The organism is Rhizobium gallicum bv. gallicum R602sp (assembly GCF_000816845.1).
Classification (GTDB): domain Bacteria; phylum Pseudomonadota; class Alphaproteobacteria; order Rhizobiales; family Rhizobiaceae; genus Rhizobium; species Rhizobium gallicum.
This window is the reverse complement of sequence record NZ_CP006877.1, coordinates 2,829,353-2,854,884: the sequence shown is the minus strand read 5'-3', so window position 1 is coordinate 2,854,884 and position 25,532 is coordinate 2,829,353. Positions and strand designations below refer to the sequence as shown.

The 25,532-nt window shown below is 59.2% G+C and carries 14 protein-coding genes; 7 read left to right on the top strand and 7 right to left on the bottom strand.

Going from position 1 to position 25,532, the window contains the following annotated elements:
- The first annotated feature begins 3 nt into the window (after window positions 1-3).
- Window positions 4-1,305 (top strand): glycosyltransferase family 4 protein, encoded by a 1,302-nt coding sequence (locus tag RGR602_RS14105; protein WP_063855991.1) that lies wholly within the window; start codon window positions 4-6, stop codon window positions 1,303-1,305.
- A gap of 210 nt (window positions 1,306-1,515) precedes the next feature.
- Window positions 1,516-2,199: a sugar transferase gene (locus tag RGR602_RS14100; protein ID WP_039845622.1), complete on the top strand. Its 684-nt coding sequence runs from the start codon at window positions 1,516-1,518 to the stop codon at window positions 2,197-2,199.
- A gap of 443 nt (window positions 2,200-2,642) precedes the next feature.
- Here the strand turns inward: RGR602_RS14100 and RGR602_RS14095 are convergent, their stop codons facing one another.
- Window positions 2,643-4,133 carry an oligosaccharide flippase family protein gene (locus tag RGR602_RS14095; RefSeq protein ID WP_052451564.1) on the bottom strand — a complete coding sequence of 497 codons (1,491 nt, stop codon included), beginning with the start codon at window positions 4,131-4,133 and terminating at the stop codon, window positions 2,643-2,645.
- A 191-nt stretch (window positions 4,134-4,324) separates the two neighbouring features.
- On the opposite strand from RGR602_RS14095, the gene RGR602_RS14090 reads away from it, so the two are divergent.
- A complete protein-coding gene (locus tag RGR602_RS14090) occupies window positions 4,325-5,167 on the top strand; it encodes a 4'-phosphopantetheinyl transferase family protein (protein WP_052451563.1) in 843 nt (280 codons plus the stop codon).
- On the opposite strand, the gene RGR602_RS14085 is transcribed toward RGR602_RS14090, so the two are convergent.
- The 4 genes from RGR602_RS14085 to RGR602_RS14070 all read right to left on the bottom strand — a co-directional run bounded on the left by RGR602_RS14085 (window position 5,091) and on the right by RGR602_RS14070 (window position 17,377).
- A complete protein-coding gene (locus RGR602_RS14085; RefSeq protein WP_039845621.1) occupies window positions 5,091-6,692 on the bottom strand; it encodes a glucosamine inositolphosphorylceramide transferase family protein in 1,602 nt (533 codons plus the stop codon). The genes RGR602_RS14090 and RGR602_RS14085 overlap by 77 nt on opposite strands.
- Before the next feature lie 43 nt (window positions 6,693-6,735).
- Window positions 6,736-14,337 (bottom strand): hybrid non-ribosomal peptide synthetase/type I polyketide synthase, encoded by a 7,602-nt coding sequence (locus RGR602_RS14080; RefSeq protein WP_052451562.1) that lies wholly within the window; start codon window positions 14,335-14,337, stop codon window positions 6,736-6,738.
- Entirely contained in the window at window positions 14,334-16,253 is a 1,920-nt protein-coding gene (locus RGR602_RS14075; RefSeq protein WP_052451649.1) for a non-ribosomal peptide synthetase, read from the bottom strand. The genes RGR602_RS14080 and RGR602_RS14075 overlap by 4 nt, the downstream gene beginning before the upstream one ends.
- Window positions 16,254-16,519: 266 nt before the next feature.
- Complete coding sequence (locus tag RGR602_RS14070; protein WP_082046548.1) at window positions 16,520-17,377, bottom strand: glycoside hydrolase family 16 protein; 858 nt, start codon at window positions 17,375-17,377, stop codon at window positions 16,520-16,522.
- Between the two features lie 143 nt (window positions 17,378-17,520).
- Between RGR602_RS14070 and RGR602_RS14065 the strand changes: the two genes are divergently transcribed.
- The 4 genes from RGR602_RS14065 to RGR602_RS14050 all read left to right on the top strand — a co-directional run bounded on the left by RGR602_RS14065 (window position 17,521) and on the right by RGR602_RS14050 (window position 22,314).
- Window positions 17,521-18,954 carry a hypothetical protein gene (locus tag RGR602_RS14065; protein ID WP_039845620.1) on the top strand — a complete coding sequence of 478 codons (1,434 nt, stop codon included), beginning with the start codon at window positions 17,521-17,523 and terminating at the stop codon, window positions 18,952-18,954.
- Window positions 18,951-20,219, top strand: coding sequence for a polysaccharide pyruvyl transferase family protein (locus RGR602_RS14060; protein WP_039845619.1), 1,269 nt, complete (start codon window positions 18,951-18,953; stop codon window positions 20,217-20,219). The genes RGR602_RS14065 and RGR602_RS14060 overlap by 4 nt, the downstream gene beginning before the upstream one ends.
- A gap of 237 nt (window positions 20,220-20,456) precedes the next feature.
- Entirely contained in the window at window positions 20,457-21,164 is a 708-nt protein-coding gene (locus RGR602_RS14055; RefSeq protein WP_082046547.1) for a Crp/Fnr family transcriptional regulator, read from the top strand.
- A 382-nt stretch (window positions 21,165-21,546) separates the two neighbouring features.
- A complete protein-coding gene (locus RGR602_RS14050; protein WP_039845618.1) occupies window positions 21,547-22,314 on the top strand; it encodes a LuxR C-terminal-related transcriptional regulator in 768 nt (255 codons plus the stop codon).
- Window positions 22,315-22,999: 685 nt separating this feature from the next.
- Here the strand turns inward: RGR602_RS14050 and RGR602_RS14045 are convergent.
- A complete protein-coding gene (locus RGR602_RS14045) occupies window positions 23,000-24,412 on the bottom strand; it encodes an efflux transporter outer membrane subunit (RefSeq protein ID WP_039846878.1) in 1,413 nt (470 codons plus the stop codon).
- A gap of 590 nt (window positions 24,413-25,002) precedes the next feature.
- A complete protein-coding gene (locus tag RGR602_RS14040) occupies window positions 25,003-25,527 on the bottom strand; it encodes a DUF6428 family protein (protein WP_039846877.1) in 525 nt (174 codons plus the stop codon).
- Window positions 25,528-25,532: the final 5 nt, after the last annotated feature.

The window sequence follows — 25,532 nt, the reverse complement described above, 5'->3', positions numbered from 1 at the left end:
ATCGTGATTCAGCGCTATCCCGATCGCGTTGTCATCATCAATGACCGTTCGACAAAGGTCGGGGGAGCCTCCAACCTTGCCATTTTGTCGGCGCATTTGCTCAAACGCGCCGGTATTCCCGTAACCTACCTGGCGGGCGACGCGGCCGGAAGCGAGCTGCCGGCGGACGACACCATCAATCTCGGCGGCGCACCGCTGACCGTCCAGGGGCGGATCGCAGCCTCGATCAACGGGCTTTACAACAGGCAGGCGCTCGATGCCGTGCGAGAGGTCATCGATAGTGCCGACACGGCCTCGACCATCTATCACGTTCATGGCTGGTCGAAGATCCTTTCGCCTTCCATCTTCCAGGCCCTGTGGCCCGTGCGCCAGCGCGTGGTTCTGCATGCACACGATTATTTCCTGTGCTGCCCAAACGGCGGCTTTGCGAACTACCGGAAAGACACCGTCTGTACGCTCACGCCGATGTCGGTGCCGTGCATGATGACGCAATGCGACAAACGCGGCTATCACGAGAAGATCTGGCGTTCTGCACGCCACTTGCTGCGTGAGCGGCTCTATCCGACGGACGAGCTCCCGGCCAATATCGTCATCGTGCATCAGCGGATGCGGGAATATTTCGAGCGCGCCGGAATCTGTACCGATCATATCGAGACCATTCGCAATCCGGTGGAGCCGTTTCTGCCCAGAGGGGCTGAACCCTGGACGATGCGGGATTTCTTCTTCGTGGGAAGGCTCGAGCCGGAAAAAGGGTTCGAGGATGCCGCGCGGGCGGCGCGCCTTGCCAATGTGCGGCTCCAGATCATTGGCGATGGCGCAGGGCGGTCGATATTGGAACGCGACTATCCCGAAGTCGTCATCCACGGCTGGAAAGCGAAAGGGGAGATGCACGAACTCCTGCGCAATGCGCGCACCATCGTCGTGTCGTCGCGCGTGCCGGAACCTTTCGCGCTTGCAGCCGTCGAAGCGATCGGAAGCGGAATTCCCGTCATTGTGCCGGACGCCGCCTTGTTGGGAAACGAGCTTGAGGAATTCGGGTGCGCGCTGACCTTCAGGACGGGGAACATCGGATCGCTGGCGACGGCGATGCGACGGCTCGCAGCCGATGATGCTCTGGTACGCTCCATGAGCTTGAACGGCCTCAGCAAGGCCCCCGGGCTTGCTCATTCGCCGGAAACCTGGGGCGAAGCGCTGATCGCTCTCTACAGCCGGATCTTGGCGCGAACGAGCTTGGCTGGTGTTGCCGGCCGGCTACCTGAAGGAACCGGCATTCGACCCGCCGCCTATCGCCATCGGTTCATTTAATTGAACGGCATCAAGCAGATACCCTTATTGAAAGCGGTTGTGCCCTCTCGTGTATCGACAGTTTTAAGAGGTGAGTAAATCAATGGTCCCGCCATCGGTATTCGGGCCTACTTCTATCTGACTAAGGCTTAGCCGTTCTGGTCAATTGTCTATTCTGGCCGACACTGCCAACCTTAACTGTGGGTTGAGATACAAACGGGGTTTCAAAAAATGCTATCGTTCTTTGATGGCGTTGCTCAGGACGGGCAATCGGCTCGGCTACGACGGCCGACGTCGAGAGATTATCGCCTGAAGCGTGCCGGGGACATCCTGATTTCCGGATCGGCGCTGGTTTTCTTTCTGCCGTTTTTCGCGCTTATCGCGGTGGCCCTGCTGCTGGTTGATGGGCGGCCGCTCATATTCCGACACGAGCGTGTCGGCCGCTACGGCCGTTCATTCCCATGCCTGAAATTCCGCTCGATGCGGAAGGACGCCAATGCGCGGCTGGCCAGCATTCTTGCCAACGATCCCGTGCGGCGCGCTGAATGGAATGAAACCCAGAAGCTGGTCAACGACCCACGCGTCCATTGGCTTGGAAAATATCTCCGGATGACGAGCCTCGACGAGCTGCCGCAGCTCTGGAACGTCTTTTGCGGTGATATGAGCCTTGTCGGCCCGCGGCCGATCGTGGCCGATGAAATGGAGCGTTACGGCCGTCGGATTCATTACTATCTCGCCATGACGCCGGGCCTTACCGGTCTATGGCAGGTGCACCGGAACAAGGACACGACCTATGATGAACGGGTGCAGTTCGACGTGGACTATTATCACAGCTGCTCGATATCGGCCGACTTGAAGATTATCTGGAAGACGATCGGCATCGTTCTTTTCGCGCGCAACGAATCTACCAGATGAAAAAGGCCATCGCGGCGCCCCATATCACCAGGCAAAAGAGAATGGCCGCCCACCGCAGAACGAATTTCGCGGTGGGAGAACGCCTGCGTTCGAAAAGGACTTTTGAATGCATCCGTCCGGCCTCCTGCCGACGTTTCAACGCCAAGACCCTTGGCTCCGAAACTGGTTGGGCTTAGACGCCTTGCTTCGCGCAACTTCGAACTGAACTGCCCGCAAAACGTTCTTCGCTTCGACGAAGACAACAGCAAGCATGAATGTCAATCGACATGCCAGTTATGCGTCCGGTTGTGCTCTTTTTATGGCGATTCTCCCGTATCTCGCAAGTCTACTTGGCTTTCCCATCGGTTTTACAGCCTGAAACATACGGGCAGCAGAGGCTCTATTTGACAGCGGCTTGCGCCTTTCGAGCGGGCAAATCAATAGATTAGGCCGAGCTGCATCCATTAAATGGCCGGCCTGAACCTCTTTCTCAGATATTGCATGACGAAGTCGTATTCATGCAGCCCTTCGGACGAAGACATGCGGGCCATGAAAAACATGCTGCCAAGGTAGACAAGTGCTGCAGCGGCGGCCGTTGCAATCGATAGCCACAACTGCTGCAGAGGATGGTCAACGTCGCCGAGATAGATTCCCGGCACCAGGCAGAGCGCCATCAGCAAGATCGGAGCGAAATATTTGACCCCTTCCTTGGCTTGCCGGGCAAGGCTCAGGCCGATTGATGCACGAACGATGGCAAGCGAAGTGGTGAGGCTGATCGCGGCGGCGATCGCCTGTCCGGCCAGGATGCCATACAGCCCGTAAGCATATCCGAGCGAGCAGATCAGCATCAATTTGGAGCAAAGCTCGATGACGTTCTTGACGACGATCAGATGCATCTTGTCGGCCAGGAAGCAAATGGAATTCACGAGTGCCGTGGGAAGGCTGATGATGGCGATCAGCGGCAGGCATGTGAGGATGAAGGCGGCGCCATGCCAGGAAGGTCCAAGCAATATCGTGACGACCACATCCGCGAGGATCGACAGAAGCACGAGCGCCGGCGCGACCAGGAAGACGATCGTGCTTGTGGCGCGCAGATAGGCTTCACCAAGCTTCTCATGCGACGGAATCTGCGAGAACGCGACGAGAAACGGCCTGAAGAGCGGTTGGACCACCGACTGATAGGGAACGGCGGTAATGTCGCTTGCAACGGAATAGCGGCCGAAGGAAACCAGGTCCATAAAGCGCGGCAGGAGGAGCTTTTCGAGCTGCCAGTTCACCGATTGGAGAATTTGCGACAGCATGTACCATCCGACAATGGGCGCAAACATCGACCAGTCCTTGAGTGACAGAACTGGCCGCTGTGGCGCGTAGATATAGGAGACGATTATCATCAGCATCGGGCCGACAACCGTGCCAACCGCGATCGCCCAATAGCTTCCGGTATACAAGGCCATGGCTACGGCAGCACACAAGGAGGCTATCTTGCCCGCAGCCTCCAGGATGAAGTCCGGGCGAAAATCGAAGCGCTGTGTAAAAAGTATCAGCTTCGGACTCTTAAGTCCGCGCATGACAGGCGCCAGCGAAAGTACGCAGATCAGGGTGGTCAGCCGCGGCTCGTCATAGAACAATGCGAGCGGATAGGCGAGCGCACAGAGCAGCATGCCAACGATCAGACCTCTTGTCAGGCCGATCGTCAGAGCCGTGTCGAACATATCCTTGGTTGGTGACGGCTCTCTGATGAGCGCGGCAGCAACCGGCATCTCGAAAATCGCCTCGGCTATGAGAACCGAAGACATCGCCATAGCCACCAGTCCAAAATCCGATGGGCCGAGCAGCCGGGCGAGACAAAGGAGCGTTACGAAATCCAGTGCCTTCGAAGCCAACTTGCTGCCGACCGTCCAGGTTCCGGCTTTTGCCGTCTGGCTGGATAGCGACGATGGCTCACGCAAACTCATTAATACTGCTCCATCGGTGCCGGCGCTTTGAAGATTACCAAAATACGGCGAAGGCCGGAGCATGGCCAAGGTGCCTATAAGCGTAACTCTCTACCGACTTTGGATAGCTTGCCTGTCGGGCCGCAGACCAGACAAACTGGTGCTCCGTGCAGGTGACGCTAGCTGCCATTCTGAGCTTGGCTGGCAGACAAATGGCGGTCCTGATCGCTCTCTATGAACTGTCGGCAGGGGGTGGGGTAATGCGTGACGGCTTGAGCGCTGATATCATCGATATCTGGATATGGAACCTGGAGGAGGCGAGCACTTCGCAGGCACCATATCTCGCAACGCCATTGACGGCCCGCGAGCTCGATGCGGCAGCGCGCTTTGTTCACGAGCGTGATCGCCGCAGGTACATTGCAGGCCGGTCGGGGCTGCGCCGAATTGTCGGCAGCTACCTCGGGATTGAGCCCAATCGCCTCAGCCTGAGCTACAATGCCTATGGCAAGCCGCGCATCGCAGCGTCGAACGGCAGGATGTTGCATTTCAACCTCAGCCATTGCGGCGGGATGGCGGCCCTTGCGGTGTCAAGCTGCTACCAGGTCGGGATAGACATAGAAGAGGTTCGGCCTCTGAAGGAAGACAATGTCAGCCGCTTCCTGTCGCCGAAGGAGGAAACGGCCCTCGCTGCACTTCCGGCCGCACAGTATCGTCGGGCGTTTTATTCCGTCTGGACACGCAAAGAAGCCTTCGTCAAGGCGATCGGCGTTGGTCTTTCGTTTCCCCTGGATGCATTCGACGTCACCGTTGGCGATGGTCTTCCGCCGCGCCTTGAGCGCCTGGATGCAGACGGAAACACGCCGGCGGATTGGAGTCTGTTCGACCTCGAAATGCCACATCCATTTGTCGGGACGCTTGCGGCGCTGACCGCCGGAAAGCATGTCACCTTGAACTATCGAGATGAAAACGCCCTGCTCTTCATGTCAAACGGGCATCCAGAACGTAACGATTGGCCGCCTCATCAAAATGATGGCAGCCAAGCAGGCCTTTCTTGAAGTCCGGCGTAATCGTTCGTATGCACCGCTCGCTGTAGCTTTCGAGGCTCAGCTCGTCGATTTCCATGATGTTCAGTCCATATCCGTAGATGCCATAGGCATTGCGCTGCGACGGCCTATAGAGGCGGCCGCCGCGTTCGAACATGCGTCCGGCATTTCGCGCGAGCGTGCTGTCTATGACGACCGGATTGTGCCGGTGCGGCGTCACGCGCTCGAGCTTTGGACCGTCGACCTCGAAAACATAGAGTTCGCAGCAGTGATCTTCATAGTCGTGGAAATCCGACAGATTGGTGAAAAGCCACCATTTTCCGCCATGACGCATCAGCACGCTGTCGGCGGCCGACCGGCCTTCGAGCGCCGTCGAGTACAATTCCCACTTCAGCGGAAATTCGACGCAGCGCCAGATCTGGATCTGGCGCGATTGGTGCCGCTCGGGCATCATGAAAATATCCTCACCATCCCTGAAAACAAAAGGATAGGAAAGGTGGTGCTCGCAACGCAAGGCTATCCCGAGGTGTTCAAGCTTGTCTCCGCGGAAGCGCCCGACGGCAATGTGGGCATTCTTCTGGCCATCCGCGTAGGCTTCGCAGAAGAGGTAACATTCGTTCCCGTGTTCGAAAAGGAAGGGATCCGCCTTGATCTCGTTCATCGTTGGCGGAATTTCAACGGATTGCTGTGGGTCGAAATCCTCGATGTGACCCCCGCCGGTATAGAGGGCCCAAACGGACGAACCGGAATGAAGCTTCTTTCTCAGCATTTTGATGCAACGGGCGGCGAGGTCGCCAGCAAGCGTAGCAACGTAGCGGCCAAGGTCTGAAGTGGAGGGCGGGGGGATTGCCGGAATGGGCCGGCGGGCGATCACATGCAGTTGCCGTGTCTCGGCAAGGCGTCTCAATTCGCGCATAAGCAAGGTCACGCCACGCTCCTTTATGGAGGCGGCAACGCGCGCAGCACTTGTCTTGGTATTGAAGAAGGACGACGCAATGACGTCAACGCTTCCGCCTGGTCCTGCGGACTTATAAAGCAAGAGCTCGACCGATGCCGCCTTCGAAATAGTACCACGATAGGCAAACCAGTCGACATTGTCCGAGACCTGATCGCTGCAACTCAACGCCCATTCTCCGAACGGCAAGGCGTCACTCACGCCTGATGGCAGGCCCGACGGCGTCATACGAACGACGATGTCCACTTCCAGGTCCTGCATGAGGCGTCGAAGGATGTCCTGGCTCTCCGCCGTTTCTAAATCGCGCGATCCCATGTCGTCGAACCGTTGGGATTCGGACGAAAAGGATTTCGGCAGATAGGGGGTCTCATGGGTAAGGAGCCTGCGTTCCAGACGGGCCTCGAGTGCGAAGAGCTTCGGCACCCGAACCTTAGGTGCCGCCTGATGCACGATGATGCTTGCAAGATCAAAAAGAGGCTCGGAAGCAAGCCGGTCAAGCACCATCAATTGCCATGCTTCGAGCCGATCCCTCGACTTTGCCAGGACCGCAACTTTCAAAGGTCTGTGTGCTGCCATTCCCATCCGCGCGTGCTCCCGAAATTGACGAACGTCTGACGAATTGCGCTCAGTGAGCTATTCCGCCTGATGACACGTCCGAGGAGGCTCCAAGGCGCGCGGATATGAGATTTGCCAGGGCCTTGCCGGAATCTATCAGCGAGTCCTCATGCCATCCTTCCAGGTCGAGCACCGGCGTGTCCTCGGCGACGGCGTTCCTCCAGCCGAACCTCAACTTTCGTGCCCGGCTATTGTGCGCCTGACTGCGCACCAGGACAATTGATGAATCTCTGATTGCCGGGTCATTGTGATGCGCGGCTGCGGAATTCATGAACGCAGTGACCATCGCATTGGCACGATCTGACTCCAAAGGTTCGGCACTTTTCACGTGAAGAAGCTGCATCAGCTTCCATGAGATGTTGAAGTGCCTGAAGTAATCCTGGGCGGTAATGTCCCCCTTCACCAGCTTGCTGGTGAAGTGCAAGACCCGCTTCGCGCGCCTTTCGGTCTGCCACCACATTAGGCGGCTCTTGGGCAGCGATGATACGTACGTGGGGCACCAGCTATCGATGGCAGCGGTACAGCGTACGTCTATGCCGATTTCGCGCAACTGCCGGCTGATCTCCATGACCAAAATGCCGTTCACACACAGACCGACAAGGGCCAAACGACGGGTTCCCGCCGGTATTTTCATCGCTTCGATCGCTTGTCTGGCTATATCTTCCACCGACATATCCGCCGGTGCGCTCGTCAAATCAGCGCTGAACATGTTCAGGTTGTGAACCGAAATGCTGTCGTCGATCTCGGTAGCGAGCGCGTAGTACAGGAAAGGATGATTGAACGTATAGACAACAGCATCGCTGCTGCCTGTCTTGCATGTCACCAATTCCCAAAGAGACGAATCCGTTTCAACGCCTTCCAGTGTCTTGGCGATTTTTGCCGTGAATTCCTGGAATGTCCGAAATTTGGAAATCATTTCCGGATTTGGAACGATCTTGTAGGTCGCCTCTACGTCTTGCAGGAGTTTGGCTGCGAGAACGGAGTTGCCGCCGAGGGCAAAGAAATCGTCATCAGGCTGCAATTGGTCAACGTTCAAGACGCTGCACCACATTGAGGACAGGCCTTTGGACAGCTTCTCTCGCCGCCGGATCTGCTGTTCGGCAAACCTGGCCAATTGCGCGATGGACGGGTAGCGCAAGAGGTGCTTGGCTTCCAGCGGGAGATTGGCGTCCAGCATGCGCGCTGCCATGCGGAAAATCGTGAGGGAGTCGGCTCCAAGCGCATAGAGATTGTCGTCCACGCCGATATCCTGGCTGCCGAGTATGTCCTGCCAAATAGCCGCAAGTTGCACTTCCATTGGAGTGCGCGGTTTGGTCTTTTTAGCCTCGGTGCTGTGGGCAGGAATTCCTCGCTGCTGCAACGTCTTGCGATCAAGCTTGCCGTTGCCTGTCTGCGGCAATTCGCTGACGGTCACCCAGTAGGTCGGCACCATGTAGCGGGGCAGCTTCGCCGTGACGAAGTCCGAGAGCTCGGCTGCGCTCGGCTCGGCGCCTGCTTCCGGTACGATGTATCCAACGAGCAATTTGCCGTCACTCTTTTTCTCCGCAGCGACGACCGCGCAATGGCGCACGCCGGGAGCCTTCGAAACGACGGCTTCGATATCGCCGAGTTCGATGCGGAAGCCGCGGAGCTTGATCTGCTGGTCTCGGCGTCCGAGCAGTTGCAGCGAACCGTTCGCAAGGCGGCGTCCGACATCGCCGGTCCGATAGAGCCGCGTTGACCGGTTCGAGCCGAAGGAGATCGGAACGAAGGCCTTCTCGGTCAGATCCAGCCGGTCGAAGTAGCCGTTCGCCAGGCCGTCACCGCCTATGCACAGCTCGCCGGTGACGCCGATCGGCGCGATGTCGTTGTTGCCGCCGACGATGTGAAGCTGGGTATTGGCAATCGGATGGCCGATGGTGATCGGTGCCTCCGCGTCGGTAATGCGCGCGACGGACGACCAGACCGTTGTCTCCGTCGGGCCATACATGTTCCAGAGCTCGCCGCCGATTTTCAGCAGGGATTTGGCGAGTTCTTTCGGCATAGGCTCTCCGCCGCACAGCATCTTGAGGTGCGGTTTGTCCTCCAGGCCGGCCTCGACAAGCATCTGCCAGAGCGTTGGGGTTGCCTGAAGCACGGTCGCACCGCTCTTTTCCACGAGATCGACAATGGCGAAGCCATCCTGCACCTGCTGCCGGTCGGCAATCACCATCTTCCCACCGGTAACGAGCGGCAGGTAGAGCTCGAGCCCCGCGATGTCGAACGAGATCGTCGTCACCGCAAGGATCGTATCCCGATCGGTGAAGCCGGGCTCCTTCGCCATGGAGAGGAGGAAGTTCGTCAATGCCTGATGGGACACTTCGACGCCCTTGGGTGCCCCGGTCGAGCCGGAGGTAAAGATGACATATGCAGGGGCAGCGGAATTAGGCGGCAGAGCGTCAAGCGCAGTGCTGGTCATTCGGCCTATCGCCTTTGCTTCCTCGTCGATGCGAATAACGGGAATGTCTGCGGGGGCTAGCGACGCCATGGCATCGCTGTCGCATATCAGGCCGCCGACGCGCGCGACGTCGAGGGTCTGGCAAAGGCGCTCTTCAGGATGGGAAAGATCCATGGGCACGTAGGTGTGTCCGGCCTTCATGATCGCCAGCAGCGCCACGACCATGTCTAGCGACCGGTCGACGAGCAGTGCGATGCGCTGGCCGGGCTCGGGTATCGCCTCTTGAATATATCGGGCAAACTGATTGGAGCGGGCTTCCAGCCTGCCGTAAGTGATGGAGCGGCCGCCATGTTCGGCTGCAACCGCATCGGGCTGCTTCGACGCCTTGCGGGCGAAGAGGGAGGCCACGTGCTCATCGCGCGGATAGTTTGCCGCCGTGTCGTTCAATCCGTCGATCAGCCAGCCGCGTTCGTCGTCGCTCAATAACGGCAGCCTTGAGATCTCGACGTCGATGTTCCTGGACAGGGCTTCGGCGAGCGTTGCGAAATGCTGGATCCAGCGCTCGATTGTCGATCGGTCGAAGACCTCCGCATTGTATTCGACATCGATGCGGACGCCGTTTTCTTCTTCGAACGCGCAGAAGAACATGTCGAAATTCGAAAAGCCCTTCACGTTGTTGGCCATGTTTGCCGTCAGGTTCCCGAAGGGCTGATCTGCCGCGGTGTGGTCCAGATTGAACTGGATTTCTGTCAATGGCAGGCGGCGCGAATCCCGCTTTACGCCGAGTTTGCGCACGAGCGTGCCATAGGTGCAGGACTGATGCTCCACCGCCTGCAGAACAAGCCGCTGCGTTGCTCTCAGATGCTCGCCGAAGCACGTCTGGGATGTGACGGTCTGGCGGATTGGCAGGAGATTGACGCAATGGCCGAAAAGGATCGCTTCTCCGATCAGGTTCTGACCGGCTGCAGGAACCGCAATCACGATGTCCTCCTGCCCGGAAAGCCGGGAGACGACGACCTGCAGCATTGCCAGCAAGGTTGAAAACAGGGTTGCGCCAGAGTGCGCTCCAGCTTTTTTCAGCGCCTTGTAGACATCGCCCTCGATGTAGCCCGTGCAGGTACCACTGGCGAAGTTGCGATGTTCGGGCCGCGTCCGGTCCAGCGGCAGTTCCGGCAGTTCCGGAATCTCCTTGAACTGGTCGAGCCAGAACTGCTCGTCCTTCTCGGATTTTTCGGGTGTGGGCGCAAGCTCCGTCGCATACGTGGCAAAGGAGAGCGCCGGCTCGAATTGCGGTGTCTCGCCGTTGCGGAAAGCCGCATAGGCCATCGCTAGCTCGTCGAGAAGCACGCTGATCGACCAGCCGTCGCAGATGATGTGGTGTCCGCTGAAGACGAAGACATGCTTGTCGACTGCCAGACGCGCGATGAAGGCGCGGACAAGCGGGCCGTCGACGAGGTCGAAAGGCGTCCTTGCATCCTCGTCGAGCATTTCCCGAAGCTGCGCTTCGCCGTCGGGCTGGCCGGCGAGATCCACCAGCGGCGCCTTCAGCGCGAAATCGTCGGCGAAGCGGAAGGAATCGCCAGCGCGACTGAAGCGGATTCGAAGCGCATCATGGCGATCCGTCACAAGGCTCAGTGCCTTTGAAAAGGCAGCTTCGTCGAACTCGCCGTCCAGCGTCAGCGAAATGGACAGGTTAAAGGAGCAGGACGCTTCATCGCCGGTCTGGGCTGCCAGCCAGATCTCCGTCTGAGCTTCCGTGAGCGGGACGGAACCCAGCCTTTGTGCGAGCGTAACTGGCGCACCTGCCGTTCCGGGCGGGACAGCAGCAGCTGGAGCCGGAGCAATTGCCAGTACCGCCTGCGCCAGGCTTACGGCTGCAGCGCCTTCTGCCACCGCCGCCGGTGGAGAGGTTGCCGAGGATTGCAGCAACTGGAGCTGCTGGGCGAAGAGTGATTGGAGCAGTTGAATCTGCGATTGAATGAGGGCCTGCACTTCGCCCATCGATGCAGACGGCGAAGGGGTAGGCGCAAGAGGCATCTCCGGAGCGGCAGAAACCGCCGCTGGTGCAAGAAGATGCGCCGCAGGCGGCGGAGATGCTGCCGGCGCCTTCTCCGGCATTTTCTCATCGAGATGTTTCGCCAGGTTGGCGATCGACGGAATGGTGCTCAGAAGATCGCGGAACGAAATCTTGACCCGGTAGTCCTTCTCGATCCTCTGCGCGAATTGCCCGATGAAGAGGGAATCGAAGCCCAGCTCGATAAATGTCGCGGCGACGTCGGCCGGCCTCAATGCATTGCCCGACATCTCGGCGAGAGTGGCCAGCAATTCGCACTCAAGCGCAGGGATACGGTCGGCGGAAGAGGAGGCGATCGCTGGAGCGACGCTGACAGTTGCCGGCATTTGGATCGCAGCCGAAGGTTCGGCCACGATTTGCAGCTCGGAGCGGGACAGCGCGTAAGAGCCTGCATTGCGGCGCACCGATGGAGGCGCATCGATCCAGTGACGCTGGCGCTGGAACGGGTAGACCGGCAGATCAAGGTGTGCCGTTGCGCCGTTGGGCAGTTCCGGCCATTCGAGCACGCAGCCAGCCATCCACAATCTGCCTTGGGCGCCGGCGAAGACATCGGCAGCTTCCGGCGCGCGATCATGTTCGGGCAGAGACTGGATCACGGTATTCAGATTGTCCCGTGCAACGGTCTGCGAAGCAAATACGGAGAGCGTCCGCCCTGGACCAACCTCCAGGAGTATTGGTTTCCTCCCGTCGCAAAGCTTTGCAAGGCCATCGGCGAAATGAACGGCGTCGCGGCAGTGCCTTGCCCAGTAATGCGGCGAAGTGCCCTGTTGCGCCGTCTGCCAGTCTCCGGTCACGCAAGAGATATAGGGAACCGTTGCGGTTCCGTAGGTTACCTTGGCTGTCTCCTCGTAAAGCGCGGCTGCCGCCTCGTCCATCATCGGCGAATGGAAGGCATGCGACGTGTGCAGGCGGCTGAAGGCAATGCCGCCAACTTCGAATGCTGAACAAACCTCGTCGATCTCCGCGAACGGGCCGGAGATAACCGACAGCTTCGGAGCATTGACGGCGGCGATCTCGACATCGCCTTTCAGGTAAGCGGAGACGGTTTGCGCGTCGGCCCGAACCGAAACCATCGCGCCTTGCGGCTGGCTTTGCATGAGACGCCCGCGGCTTGCGACAAGCCGGAGTCCATCTTCGAAAGAAATTGCGTTGGCAAGCGTTGCTGCTACGAATTCGCCGACGCTATGGCCGATCATCGCGTAGGGCCTGAGGCCTCGGCTCATCCACAGCCGTGCCAGCGCATATTCGACGAGATAGAGGCAGGGTTGAGCGATGCGCGTGTTGCGCTGTTCGTCAGCCATTGACTCCGGCACCGGTCCGCAATGGCAGATGAAAATCCGAAGATCAAGGCCGAGCATAGGCTTCAGCAGTTCGGCGCCCCTGTCGATCCAGCGTGCGAATTCCGGTTCGCTGTCATAGAGTCCAGCACCCATGCCGACATATTGCGCGCCTTGTCCCGGAAACATGAACGCAACCGGAGGGGCGTCCGATGCGACGGAATCCGCAGTTCGTTCTGCGCCGAGCTTTTCCCGCGCCTCTTCGACGGTCCGGGCCGATATCGCAAAGCGATGGCTGAACTCGCATCTGCCGTTCTGCAGCGTTGCGGCGACGTCTGCGAGCGAAATCTCCGGGTGCTCGGTCAGGTGAGCGCTGAGATTGGCGCGCATAGCCGACAAGGCTGCCTGATTGCGTGCCGACAGCGGCAGGATGTACGGCTTGATGACGTCCGAGCATGCCTCGCGCTCTTCGCCAATCGCTTCTTCGAGAATGACGTGGACATTCGTGCCGCCGACGCCGAAGGCGCTGACGCCTGCGCGGCGCGGATGTCCCTGTGCCGGCCAGTCCGTCATTTCGGTGGGAATATAAAAGGGGCTCTCCTCGATATTGAGCCGAGGATTGGGGCGGCTGTAGTTGGGCATCGGCGGAATCTTGCCGCGATGAAGCATCAGCGCTGTCTTGATGAGACCGGATACGCCCGCAGCACAATCCATATGCCCGACATTGCCCTTCACTGAACCGAGCGCACAGCTCTCCCGCGCGTCCGCAATGTCGAGATAGGCCTCCTTCAGGCCGCCGAACTCGATGGGATCGCCCAGGGGCGTCGCGGTCCCGTGGCATTCGACGTATCCGATCGATGCGGCTGGCACTCCTGCATTTGCCAGTGCGGCGGAGATCGCCTCGGCCTGTCCCCGGACGCTCGGTGCGGTGAAACCGACTTTGTCGGAGCCATCATTGTTGATGCCGTAGCCGCGGATGACTGCGAAGATGCGATCGCGGTCCCTTCGCGCGTCTTCCAGCCTCTTCAGGAGTACGACGCCTGCGCCGCTTGCAAAGACAGTTCCATCCGCGTTCGCATCGAACGGCCGGCAGGTGCCGTCAGCCGAAGCCATGCCGCCTTCCTGGTAGAGATATCCCCGTTTTTGCGGCAGCGTGATGGACACGCCGCCAGCAAGCGCCATGTCGCAAGCATAGGTCTGTAGGTTCTGGCAAGCCTGCGACACGGCAAGTAGCGAGGTCGAACAGGCCGATTGCAGCGTGAAGGCGGGGCCGCGCAGATCGAACTTGTAGGCAATACGAGTCGCGAGCGCGTCGTTGAGCGCTCCTACGAGCTGCTGAAAACAGCCGATCTGATAATTGGAGGCGAATTCCTCCGCCTTGGCACGATCGCCAAGGACGTTGTTGATCAGATAGGTCGGCATGGACGAGCCGGCAAATACGCCGATCATGCCCGCAAAGCGATGCGGATCGTAGCCGCCGTTTTCGAGCGCTTCCCAGCAGATTTCCAGGAAGACGCGATGCTGCGGATCGGTGAGTGCTGCCTCGCGTGCGAACATGCCGAAGAATTCGGCGTCGAACATGTCCACGTCCGGAAGATGCGGGCGGGCAGCGACATAATTTGCGGCGGCGCGTTCTTCGTCGGTGAAGCAATCTTCGATTTCGTCCGGCGCGAATATCGAAAAGGCATTCCGGCCGTCACGGACGAGCTCCCAAAGCGCTTCTACGGAGGGTGCGCCCGGGAAGCGCCCGGACATGCCGATGATCGCGATGCCGCCCGGACCCTGATCGTCCTCGATATCAATTCGATCGAGATCGGCGTGGGCGGTTTCGTGAGTTGCCGTCATGAAGCGCTCCTTCGGAACTGGGACATGGTTTTCCTCTGAAGTGCCGCCCGCTGGGCAGCGGCGATGGATCGCGCGGTGTTCTGGGATTTGCCCTCGATATGGCGGGCAAGCTCGCGGATGGTCGAATGCTTGAACAGTGCGACGACATCCACGGAGCGCCCGAGCCTTGTTTCCAGTCCCGCATGCACCTGCAGAAGCTGGAGAGAGGTGCCGCCGAGATCGAAGAAGTTCCTGTCGAGATCGATCCTTTCGGCACCCAGCGCCTCGCTCCAGAGCTGCGTCAGTAGCGTTTCCGCTTGCGTGCTTGCCACGGCTTCCGCATCGGGCCGGGCGGCCTCGACCGGCGGCGGGAGGAGGCTCGCGCGGTCGACCTTGCCGGCCGGGGTGAGCGGGAATGCCTCGACCATGACGGTCGCACTCGGAATCATGTAGACCGGAAGTGTGGCGCGCAGCCTCGACATGACCTCTTGTGCGAAAGCCGGATCGCCAAGCGCAGTTTCCGCGCGCGGGCGCAGATAGGCGACGATACGTTTCAGGGCGGGACCCTGGAGGTGGCAGAGAACGATGGCGTCGGAGAGTGCCGGGTCGTTCCTCAGTGCGGTCTCGATCTCGTCAAGCTCGATGCGCTTGCCGTTGATCTTGACCTGCCGGTCGCGGCGTCCCTTGAAGCTCACCGTGCCGTCGGGCTGGAGAAGGGCGATATCGCCGGTCAGATAGCAGCGTTTCGGGCCGGCCTGCGTGGCGACAAAGACGAATTTCTCCGCGGTGCGCTCCGGACAACGGAAATAGTCGATCGCCAAGCCGTCGCCCGATATCGCAAGCTGCCCCTCGCGGCCGGGCGGAAGTTCCCGCAATTCCTCGTCCAAAATGCAGATCCCGGTATGGGCGATCGCCTTTCCAATCGGCAGATCGGCCTCCGCAAAGCCTGGCGGTACGGTGAAGACCGCTGCAAACACCGTAGTTTCGGTCGGGCCGTAGGCGTTGCTCAGCCGGCAGCCGGGATAGCGCTGGATGAATCGCCGGGCATGCACTGGAGAGCCCACGTCGCCGCCGAAAAGCACATGGCGCAGCCTCGGCAGATCGCCCCCTGCATAGTCCGCGAAGAGATTGAACAGCCCCGTGGTGAGAAAGGTCATGCTGACACCGGTGTCACGCATGACGCCTGTAAGGCGCGCCAGGGAGAAATCGGCATCGGGCATGACGGCGACCGTGCATCCGTTCAGCAGCGCCCCCCAGATTTCGAAGGTCGTCGCGTCAAAGGCGATTGTAGCGGCGTGAAGGATGACGTCGTCACGTCTGAAATCGATATAGTTCTGATCGAGGACGACCCGCGCGATGCTTCGGTGGGCAATCGTAACGCCCTTCGGCCGGCCCGTGGAACCGGACGTGTACATGATGTAAGCCGGGTCACTGCCAGTGACCTCGACGGCCGGCCGTTTGGCGACGGCGCTGTGGGCGAGCCTTCCAATCACAACTTCTGCATCGATGATTGTGCCGCGCAGGTCGGGGACGGAGCTAGCCCTTCCAGCGGATGCCGCATCGACGAAGACAACCTTGGGGGCGCACTCGGCGGCGACATAGGCGAGATGCTCTTCGGGATAGGCCGGATCGAGCGGTACATAGACGCCGCCGGCCTTCAGGATCGAAAGCATGCAAATGACGGTATTGAGCGCGCGCGGAAGCAGCATGCCCACGACATCGCCCTTCCGGATTCCAAGCTCCGCGAGGTGTCCCGCCAGGGCGTCGGACAATCTGTCGAGCTCATCGTAGGTGAGACGCTCGTCGCCGAAGACAATCGCCGTCGCCTGCGGAGCGATGCGAGCCTGCTGACGTACGATGTCCTGGAGAGAGCGGTCCCGGTCATAAGACACAACAACATCGGCTTCGTTCGTTTCAAGAAACGCCGGATCAGTCACTGATTTGCCCCCAATCATTGCCCTGCAGGAGATCATCCAATCGAAAGAATGAGGAGACAGGATTTCATGATCGAGGAAAATCGCCAGTTGATCATTGGGATGACTGCAAGTGCACGAAAGTCTTAGAGGGCCGGTTTTCCCATACCCTGTTCCATGTGGCAGGCGTCAGCGTACCTCCGATAACGCCTTGTGAAACATGCGTTTTTTAAGAGTGCGAACGGAGAATTGGTCGATGCGGGGGGTGAGCCTGCGGTCAATGCGGAGCGTCACCTGACACTGTAAGCCCGGACGTAATCCACGAACATATGCGACGGATCGGGAACGTCCATTTCGCCAGCGTCCTTCGCCAGTCCCAGATTGACAAGGATATACATCGGCTGGCGGTGCTCCGGCTGGGTTTTGGTTTTCCAGACCAGCTTCTCGTCGAAATACATCCGGATGAATTCGGAATCTATTTTCACGCCATACGTATGAAAGTCGGTGGGCCTTGCGTCGCGGAACACCTCGATGCGCGAGAAATCCGAATAATGCCCCCCACCGCGGTGCCAGACATGGACGGTCGAAGAATATCCTTCCGGTTTGTCTCCGTAGAATTCAAGAACATCGATCTCGGCGGTCGATTTCGACCTGTCCTTGCCAATCAGCCAGAAAGCCGGCCACACGCCAGGCCCTAAGGGCAGCTGGGCGCGCGTCTCGAAATATCCGTAGCACTGTGAAAACCCATTTCCCTTGGGGTCAACGGAGGCAAGCAGCCCGGAACGCCAATCGCCCTGGGCGTTGCGGGCCGCCTCGATGCGCAGAACGCCGTCGGTGACGACAAACGGAAAACCGAGTTCGGGATTGGCAAAACGGGCGCCGCCGAAATCGCCGGACCACGGCGTATGAGCGATCCAGCGGGTTCCAGGCCCCCAGGCCGACACGCTGAGATCGTCGAAGTTGTCTTCGAAAGTGACCTTCATCTCCTCGGTATCGATTTGATCGCCGGTGTCACCGGGCACGCAGTCTTCGGCATGTGCCAGGCCGGCGCACAGAAGCGCGGCAGCGATCACGATGCCCAGCCGGCGGCCAGACGATCGCGGCCAGCCTGTACGACGAAGACAGGTTTTGGGCGTAAACGTTCTCATCTCGCGGACCGTACCGACGCGCACTTTGGCGGAAAAGGGCCCAATTCGACCGAAGGACTACCGCAAAGGACTTAAGGCGGACGTAAATACAAGCCGCTTCGGCGCATGATAGCTTTCCTGTTGAGGAAAACTGGGTGCGGTGGATGCGGGTCGAATTCATTGGACTGATGACCATTCTGCTGGGGGCAATTCTGGTGTTCGCCCCGGTCAGGCATTCTTTCACATGGATGATGCTGTCGACTGCATTCGGCGCGGCGGCTGCCATTGCGCTGCCCGGAATGGGCGGAGCGTCAATCCTGGTGCCAAACCTCTTTCTGCTGTTTTTCGTTCTACGCGTCTTTATGGCATTCGGCGAGGGACAGATCTTCGCTGCAGTCTCTCCCTCGCGCGCTGGATTCATCCTGTTGGTGTTGACGGTCTTCGGACTGATTACAGCATTGTTCTTTCCGCGGTTGTTTCAGGGAATGACGGAAACCATGATCGTCGAACGCTCGGTCGGCCTGCGAAACATAATCTCGCTCGTGCCGCTGCGTGCCTCGTCGAGCAATATAACGCAGACGGTCTATGCCGTGGGCGGCCTGGTGGCGTTCGCCAGTACCTTTGCGTTCTTCAGGCGCGCAGGCGCGCATGAGGATCTCATCAAGGCCGTGTTGGTCACCGCGACGGTGACATTGAGCTTCGCACTGGCCGATATCGTAACCTATTTCACGCGAACCGAATATCTGCTCGGCTTCGTCAGGACGGCAAACTACGCGCTGCTGACCGCCGCCGAAAAAGGCGGGCTGAAGAGGATTTCAGGGACTTTTCCGGAAGCATCGGCATTTGCTGGCTATACGCTGGTGCTGTTTGCCATCATCGCCAGCCTCTGGCTCGAAGGCGTCCGTGGCCGGGCAATCGGCCCTTTGACGTGGCTTTTGTTCATCGCATTGCTCTTTTCGACATCGGCTACGGGGCTTATCGGTCTTGCGATTATTGTTCCGATTCTTTTCTTGCGGTCCCTTTTTTGGTCGCCCGCCGACCGATCTCGCCAGCCGGCGCTCTTTATTGCCGGCTCGGTCGCGGCGGCCCCGCTCATCGTGTTTCTTGTCCTGGCGACGCTGCCGGGGTTTTCGGCAGGCGTTGCCGGCTTTTTCGACGAGATGCTGTTTTCCAAAGTCGACAGCCAGTCGGGACAAGAGCGTGCGGAATGGAACGCCGTTGCCTACAAGACGTTCCTCGACACGTTCGGTTTCGGTGCAGGACTGGGCAGTGCACGGGCCTCCAGCTTCGTGCTGGTGCTGCTGTCCAATATCGGAGTGCTCGGCGCGTTATTGTTCGCGCTGTTCATATGGTCCGTACTGTCGTTGAAGCCGGCTGTTGGATCGTCGCAGCCGAATGAATGCGGTGCGGCAATACGCGCCGCGAAAATGGGTATTCTGGCGGTTCTGGTCACGGCTTCCACATCCGGAACCGTCTACGATCTCGGGTTGATGATCTACATTCTCGCCGGCGCCACGACCGCCCTGACTGCGCCTGATCCGCGCCGCGCGAGGGCCTCTGCCTCCAATACCATGAGCTTACACGAGAGGCGGACATGAGCAGGATGCCCTTCAAGATCGTCGTCTTCAACGTCAAATACAGCGAGAACCTTGGCGACGGCATATTGGCTTTTTGCATCGAGCACGGCCTTTCGCAAACGGGCGGCGGTATCGAGGTGGAGACTGTCGATCTTGCCGGCCGTCGCGGGTTCGGCGGTGCAAGCAGCAGCCGGCGCCGGCATCTGCTCAAGCTGCTTCAAAGGTTGCCAAAGCCTGCGCGGCGGCTGGCTGTCGGGTTCGTCGTCCGGCGAGCGCTCCGCAGGCAGCGTGGGGAATGGGAACGCAAGATTGCCGCGGCGGATGCAGTCGTCATCGGGGGCGGCAATCTTTTCCAGGACGACGACCTGAATTTCCCGTTAAAGATCGGAGCAGTTCTGGATTGCGTTCGGCGCTTCGACCGCCCGCTTGCGATTTATGCCGTCGGCGTAAGCTCCGATTGGTCGGAGCCAGCCAGGCGACTGTTCGCCCGCATCGGCGGCGTGCGGCTGCTGCACGTCTCAGTGCGCGACAGGTTTGCTTACGAGAGCTGGCGCCGTCATTTTCCGGCCGGTCCAGTTCCGGACATCATCCCTGATCCCGGGCTCCTGATCGCCCAGATAGCCGATACGACGCGCGGACCGAGCGCGGGAAAGACGGTCGCCATCTGCATCACGGAACCGGTCGTACTTACGCGCCATGCCAGCCAGACAGGCCCGATACCGCTTGGGGATGCGGCTGGGTACCGCAAGCTCGTAAACGCGTTGATCGAGGACGGATTCAGCGTCATGCTGTTTTGCAACGGCGCCACGGAAGATCACATTTTCGCGAGGACGATCGTGAACGACGGCTCGATGGTCCGTCATCTTACCTCGGGCGTACTCCATCTTGCCGATCGGCCTGCGGATGTTGCGGAGTTGCTGCGGCTGCTGAATGCCGCGGATGCCATCGTTTCCCATCGCCTCCACGCCTGCATTGCCGCCTATTCCCTGCGTATTGCGCATGTCGGACTTGGGTGGGATAAAAAGGTCGAGGGCTTCTTCCGCTCCGTCGGGCGCGAAGCCTATTTTGTGGACGAAGAGCATGTGCTGGTGAGCGAAATTCCCGCCCTTGTAAAAGCCGCGCTCGCCCAAGGTATTGATCAGGAAAGATATAAGCTGACGATGGACTGTGCGGAAACGGGAATGCGGCGCTTGCGATTTGCGCTGCGGCCAGGCCTTATCAGCGAATATCCGATGTCGGAAGACGTGCGAGGCATTGCGGCTGCCCCTTGTTCAATCCCATATTGAAATACCAGATGTTCCCCAGGCTTGCCAATCGCCGCGCAGCGTTGTTTCCCGTCGCCTGCAAAAGATTCAATGTATGCGCGTAAAGTCCTGCGGCAGGCTGCAACACCGCACTCCCAAGCAACTTAAGCAATATGGAGTAAGCGACACGGCAAAAGACGCATGATATTGTGTATTTTCCAACCTTAAGATTATACTTTTGTTCAATCAAAGCGGATGTTCGCTTACGGGGTTTGGGGAATGGTAACACTGACCACCGCGGAATATGAGCTTTCGGCAAGTCGTCATCTCAAGCGTCGCGAATTTGCGGGGGGAGCGTACCGCGGTTACCAAGCTGGCGAAACGATCTTCGAGGTCGGAAATCGGCGGGCCCGCATCTTCTATCTGGTCAGCGGCTGGATAATATCCTGGAAGCTGCTTCCAAACGGCACACGCATGGTGTCCGATTTTTCGCTTCCCGGCGATATCGTCTGGACTGCTTCGGCGGAATTGTCGCGCGAGACGATGCAGGCGCTTTCCAACATCCGCATTTACGAACTGCCGGCGCTCGGCGATCGAAAGCCCGAGAACGCTTCGAACGACCTGCACCGCGCGCTGCTCCTGGAGATGGTGCGCCGTCAAGCCCGGCTGACCGAAAGGATGGCGAATATCGGGCGCCGCGATGCTCTTGCCCGGACCGCGCATCTTCTTCTGGAGCTGGCCGTTCGGCTGGGTGTCTTCCAGCACGAGTCGGCGGATGGTTTTGAATGTCCGCTGACACAGGCCGAAATCGGTGATGCCGTCGGTCTTTCGACCGTCCATATCAATCGCGTCCTGAAAGATATGCGGCTCAGCGGCCTGCTTGTATTCAAAAGTGGCGTCGTCGAATTCCTCGACAGGAAGAAACTCGAGGAACTGGTCGATTTCGACCCCAGCTACCTGGCGCCCCCGGCGGAGCGCCGGCTTTAAATTCCTGAAATACTTCGAGGTGTTTTGGGGGCTATTCGAAAGAAGAGCCGGCAGGCCTCTCTGTGGATAATTCTATAAAATATGAGGATTATTCACATATTCGTAGCTCTTTGTGGCTAAAGTGATTAGTGGCAATGTTACTGTGCCGTAAGAAATAAGTTTTAGATGTGATCTTTTATGAGTAGTGGTTAACATATGTTAATGCCGACATTTATAATTAATGCAAGTTTAATGTTGGGCGTTTGGATTTCATACGACTGTAAAAGTACTTTAGATCGAGCCCCAAAGTTTGATCTAATCGTATGATTTGCAAGTAAAGCGTATGTATTTCAAATTGGTCTCTAGTTTTGGCTGCCAATTTTGTTGAGAGTAGGAGTCGGCTATGAACGGGCAACAAATAACCAACGAAAATACTGGTATCGCAAGGACAACCCGCCTCATTTCCTTGAAGGCGAGGGATCCGGTACGGGGTCTGTCGTCGGCGAATTTCGTCGCGACGGAAGAGCATGCGGAGTATCTGCTGCTGATCGATTCGCGGGCGCTTGACCGGGAGTGCCTGTCACGCAGCCTTCGCGAGTATCAACCGGCCTTGAACATCATTTCCGCCAATTCGCTGGAGGACTGGCAGAACCAGCATATCCAGCACGATCCGGCCGTCATCCTTTTGATGATCGGCGCAAAGAAGATCACGGATGCCGATGTGGGCCAAGCAATCGCGAAATTGACCGAGAAGTTCAAATCCAGCCCTGTCGTCGTTGGGGCGGAAAGCGACGAACTTTCGCAAATCCTCAAAGCGCTGGAATACGGCGCCCGAGGCTACATACCCACCACTGTCAGTATTGGCGTTGCTGCAGAAGCGATCGGCCTGGCCCAGGCCGGGGGAATTTTCATTCCCGCAAGCAGCATTCTTGCTGCGAGGCACGTAATCAGTGCTGTCAGCAACGGCATGAACTGCACCGATGAACTCTTCACGCCGCGTGAAGCGGTCGTGGCAGAAGCCTTGCTGCGCGGCAAGGCCAACAAGATCATCGCGTATGAAATGAAGCTTTGCGAAAGTACGGTAAAGGTTCACATCCGCAACATCATGAAAAAGCTGAATGCCACCAACCGCACGGAGGTCGCCTACAAGATCAGGGATTTCATGCATTGATCATGTGTGGTTGCTGCTGAACTCCCCGAATTTGCTGTGAAGGCTTCGCATGCTTTCGCGGGCAAGGCCGTCTCGAGTGCCACGTAGGTAAGGGGTGGAATGCGCGGTTCGCCCCGAAGGCGCCGAGTTTTGATGCTTGATGGCTGAGAAGGAAGAGGATCTGGGCGGCGCCCCTACAAGCGGGGACGCTGTTATTCTGTATAAGACTGAAGACTGCTCGATATTCTTGGGGCCGAGAAAGCCGGGCTCGCTTCAGCAATGAAGCGAGCCCTTCCGCAAGGAGCTTTTCGCGGTCATTAGCCCGCGAGTATTAGCTGCCGCATTTGGAATTGGTTCTACTCGGTACTGCCCCCGATCCCGACGCAAGGATGCCATACTACAGCGCGAAATCAACTAATCCCTTTGGGTGATAGCCGGGCGGGCCGGCTTCTGTCTTCTTACGGTACAGGAAGCGCGTTTGCGCGATCGTCATAGAGCGTATCGGGCGTAGGGCCGGCTCATCCTTTTGTAGAAATGTTCAACACCGGGAATTCGTGGTCTGATGCTTAAGAGCGGTATCATCCTTGCGAGACCGTCTCGCTACTCCTCCGATGAAGGAGAAGGACTCGTCAATAGGCAGGACGGGTCCTTTTTCCTTGGCCGCGCACGGTCGCGCCACATTTCTTTTCATCGTGCTTCGGCTTTATCAGCTCTTTGTGGGGCCTTTTGCCACTGTTGCGGAGACAGAGTTGACCTTGCCGCCCGGGGCATAGCCGCCGCCGATGGCGACGTTGAGGGAGACGTAGTCCCTGGCCATCTGCTGCACGGCGGCTGCCAGGCTCGCCTGGGCCAGCGACACCTGGCGCTGGGCGTCGAGCACGTCGAGCAGCGAGGAGGCGCCGTCCTTGTAGCTTGCCGTCGACAGTTCAAGCGATTCCTGCGTCGTCTTGACCTGGGCGCGCAGCGCTTCCACCGTCTGGGCGTCGCGGCGCACCGCCGACAGCGCGTTCTCCACCTCCTCGACGGCGTTGAGCACCGCGGCCTTCCAGGCGAGATAGGCGGTCTTGGCGTCCGACTTGGCAATGTCGACATTGGCGCGCAGGCGGCCGCCGTCGAAGATCGGCAGGTTGAGCGTCGGGCCGAAGGACCATGTGGTCAGGCCGCCGCCGCTGCCACCGGCCGGGTTGACCCAGGTCGGCGAGATCGAGCCGGACAGCGCGATCGACGGATAAAGCTGCGATTGGGCGACGCCGATATTGGCGGTCGCCGCTGCCAGATTGCGCTCGGCCACGCGGATGTCGGGACGGTTGCGGATCAGGTCGGCCGGGACGCCGGAGATGATGCCGGCACGGTAGACCGGCTGGGCGGCCCCTTTCTGCAGTTCGGCCATCAGCGAGGAGGCCGGCAGGCCGAGCAGCGTGGCGATGTGATGCGCCGAGACGCGGAAGTTGGTTTCCAGACCGGGGATTTCGGCCTGCGTCGACTGCACCAGGCCCTCGGCCTGGACGACGTCGAGCCTGGAGGCGGCACCGGCTTCCAGCTGGAACTTGGTGAGGTCGAAGGTCTCCCGGCGCGATTGCAGGTTGGCCTTCGACAGCGCAATGCGCTCCTGGTAGAAGCGGGCGTCGATATAGGTCGAGACGAGATCCTGCAGGAAGGCAAGCCGGGCCACGTCGGCGCTGGCATAGGCCGAATCGAGCGAGGCAAGCGCGCTTTCCTTGGAGCGGCGGTACTGGCCGAAGAGATCGAGCAGCCAGGAGACATTGGCCTCGCCGCCAGTGGTGTTGGTAGCACCTATCCGGGTGCGCTCCGAGCCCATCTGGCCCGACACCGTGTGCGAGGCGCCGACCACCAGGCTCGGCAGCGAGCCGGCCCCGGCGACCGTCACATTCGAGGACGCCGAATTGATGCGCTCCATCGCCTGCAGCACGTCGAGGTTCTGATCGATACCGCGCGCCACCAGGCTGTCGAGCTGCCTGTCGCGAAAGGCCGACCACCAGGCCACCGTCGCAACATCACCGATATTCTTGGTGCTGCCCTCACCGAATTTCGCCGGCAGCGGCATCTCCGGAGGCGTGTGGTCCGGTCCGCTTACGCAGCCCGCCAGCAAAGACGCGATTACGAAATACGCTGCGCTACGAGCTAGTGCTGTTCGCCCCCTCAACCTGCCGACCTCCTTGGTTTTGCCAAAAGTACGCTGGACGTGGTTAATGAAGCGTTGCATTCGCGCATTGGGTCGACCGGCTGTCGGAATGCGACGATGCGGAAGGATTGGTCTGGGGCCGGGGCAACCATCTAAAGCTCACGTCTCGCGGGCACACCCGGCGACGGGGTGCGGGGAGAGGCCGGCACAAAAACCGGTGGACGGAAACGAAAAGCGTCGTTCGGATCAGCGCTCGTTGGCGCCTGGAGGCAGGACGAGGCATTGGTGCAAGGCATCAGGCGAGAGGTCTTGCCCGCCTTCCTGGCTGCTTGAGGACGGAAGCTTTGCAGCGAAGAACCCTGCGTCGGCCCAGGTGGCGGTTCAAAGATCGGATATATGGCGACGCCCACAGCAAGGCTGACGGAAACGCACGTTACAATGTAAAACAGCACAAACCTCATGGCACGTATAACGTCAGTGTCCCGGCGACATATCAACCTGCCCAATATGATTAGGAAGGGCGGAGATAACGTCGCCGATGTGGGCCGTTGGCTTTTCAATGCGTTCTAGGCGCAGCAGACATCTTTGCCATGCGTGGGCCTGCAGCAGGCTTCAGTCTTTCGTGCTTCCTCTTTGAGCCAGCGTTCGCGCGGCTTGCAGCTTGCCGGGCGAGGCGCAAGCTCGACGTGCACCATGCCACCCACAAGGGCCGGCATGGCCGCGCAATAAAGCTGCATTGGTCGCACGCCGTCGCTGACTTCGAATGTCAGCCTCGCAGAACCGTCGAGCTTCACATGCTCGGTCACCTTGCAAATGATTGCATGGAATTTTCCAGCCGGCATATGCGTGCGGTCGTCCTCGTCAATGTCCCATAGCTGGATGAAAATCTCTCGCCATGCTTCCGGGTTGGCGCCGCAGTCGAGCGCTGCGAACTCTCCGGCCTTGACTTCGGTGACGTGGTAGCCCGGTTTCACCGGCCGGCCGTCGTAATGGAAAACCAAGGGCAAATCCTTGGCGCCTGCCAGAAAGTCGAGAAGCAGGCCGAGGCTGATGTCGCGGTCCTGCATTTTGCTGTTGTCGATCGCGTTCATATGCA

Bases quoted from the DNA above. Each gene is read 5' to 3' on its own strand.
- RGR602_RS14100 (WP_039845622.1), top strand. From the start codon at position 1,516: ATGCTATCGTTCTTTGATGGCGTTGCTCAGGACGGGCAATCGGCTCGG.
- RGR602_RS14095 (WP_052451564.1), bottom strand. From the start codon at position 4,133: ATGAGTTTGCGTGAGCCATCGTCGCTATCCAGCCAGACGGCAAAAGCC.
- RGR602_RS14090 (WP_052451563.1), top strand. From the start codon at position 4,325: ATGGCGGTCCTGATCGCTCTCTATGAACTGTCGGCAGGGGGTGGGGTA.
- RGR602_RS14085 (WP_039845621.1), bottom strand. From the start codon at position 6,692: ATGGGAATGGCAGCACACAGACCTTTGAAAGTTGCGGTCCTGGCAAAG.
- RGR602_RS14080 (WP_052451562.1), bottom strand. From the start codon at position 14,337: ATGACGGCAACTCACGAAACCGCCCACGCCGATCTCGATCGAATTGAT.
- RGR602_RS14070 (WP_082046548.1), bottom strand. From the start codon at position 17,377: ATGAGAACGTTTACGCCCAAAACCTGTCTTCGTCGTACAGGCTGGCCG.
- RGR602_RS14065 (WP_039845620.1), top strand. From the start codon at position 17,521: ATGCGGGTCGAATTCATTGGACTGATGACCATTCTGCTGGGGGCAATT.
- RGR602_RS14060 (WP_039845619.1), top strand. From the start codon at position 18,951: ATGAGCAGGATGCCCTTCAAGATCGTCGTCTTCAACGTCAAATACAGC.
- RGR602_RS14055 (WP_082046547.1), top strand. From the start codon at position 20,457: ATGGTAACACTGACCACCGCGGAATATGAGCTTTCGGCAAGTCGTCAT.
- RGR602_RS14050 (WP_039845618.1), top strand. From the start codon at position 21,547: ATGAACGGGCAACAAATAACCAACGAAAATACTGGTATCGCAAGGACA.
- RGR602_RS14040 (WP_039846877.1), bottom strand. From the start codon at position 25,527: ATGAACGCGATCGACAACAGCAAAATGCAGGACCGCGACATCAGCCTC.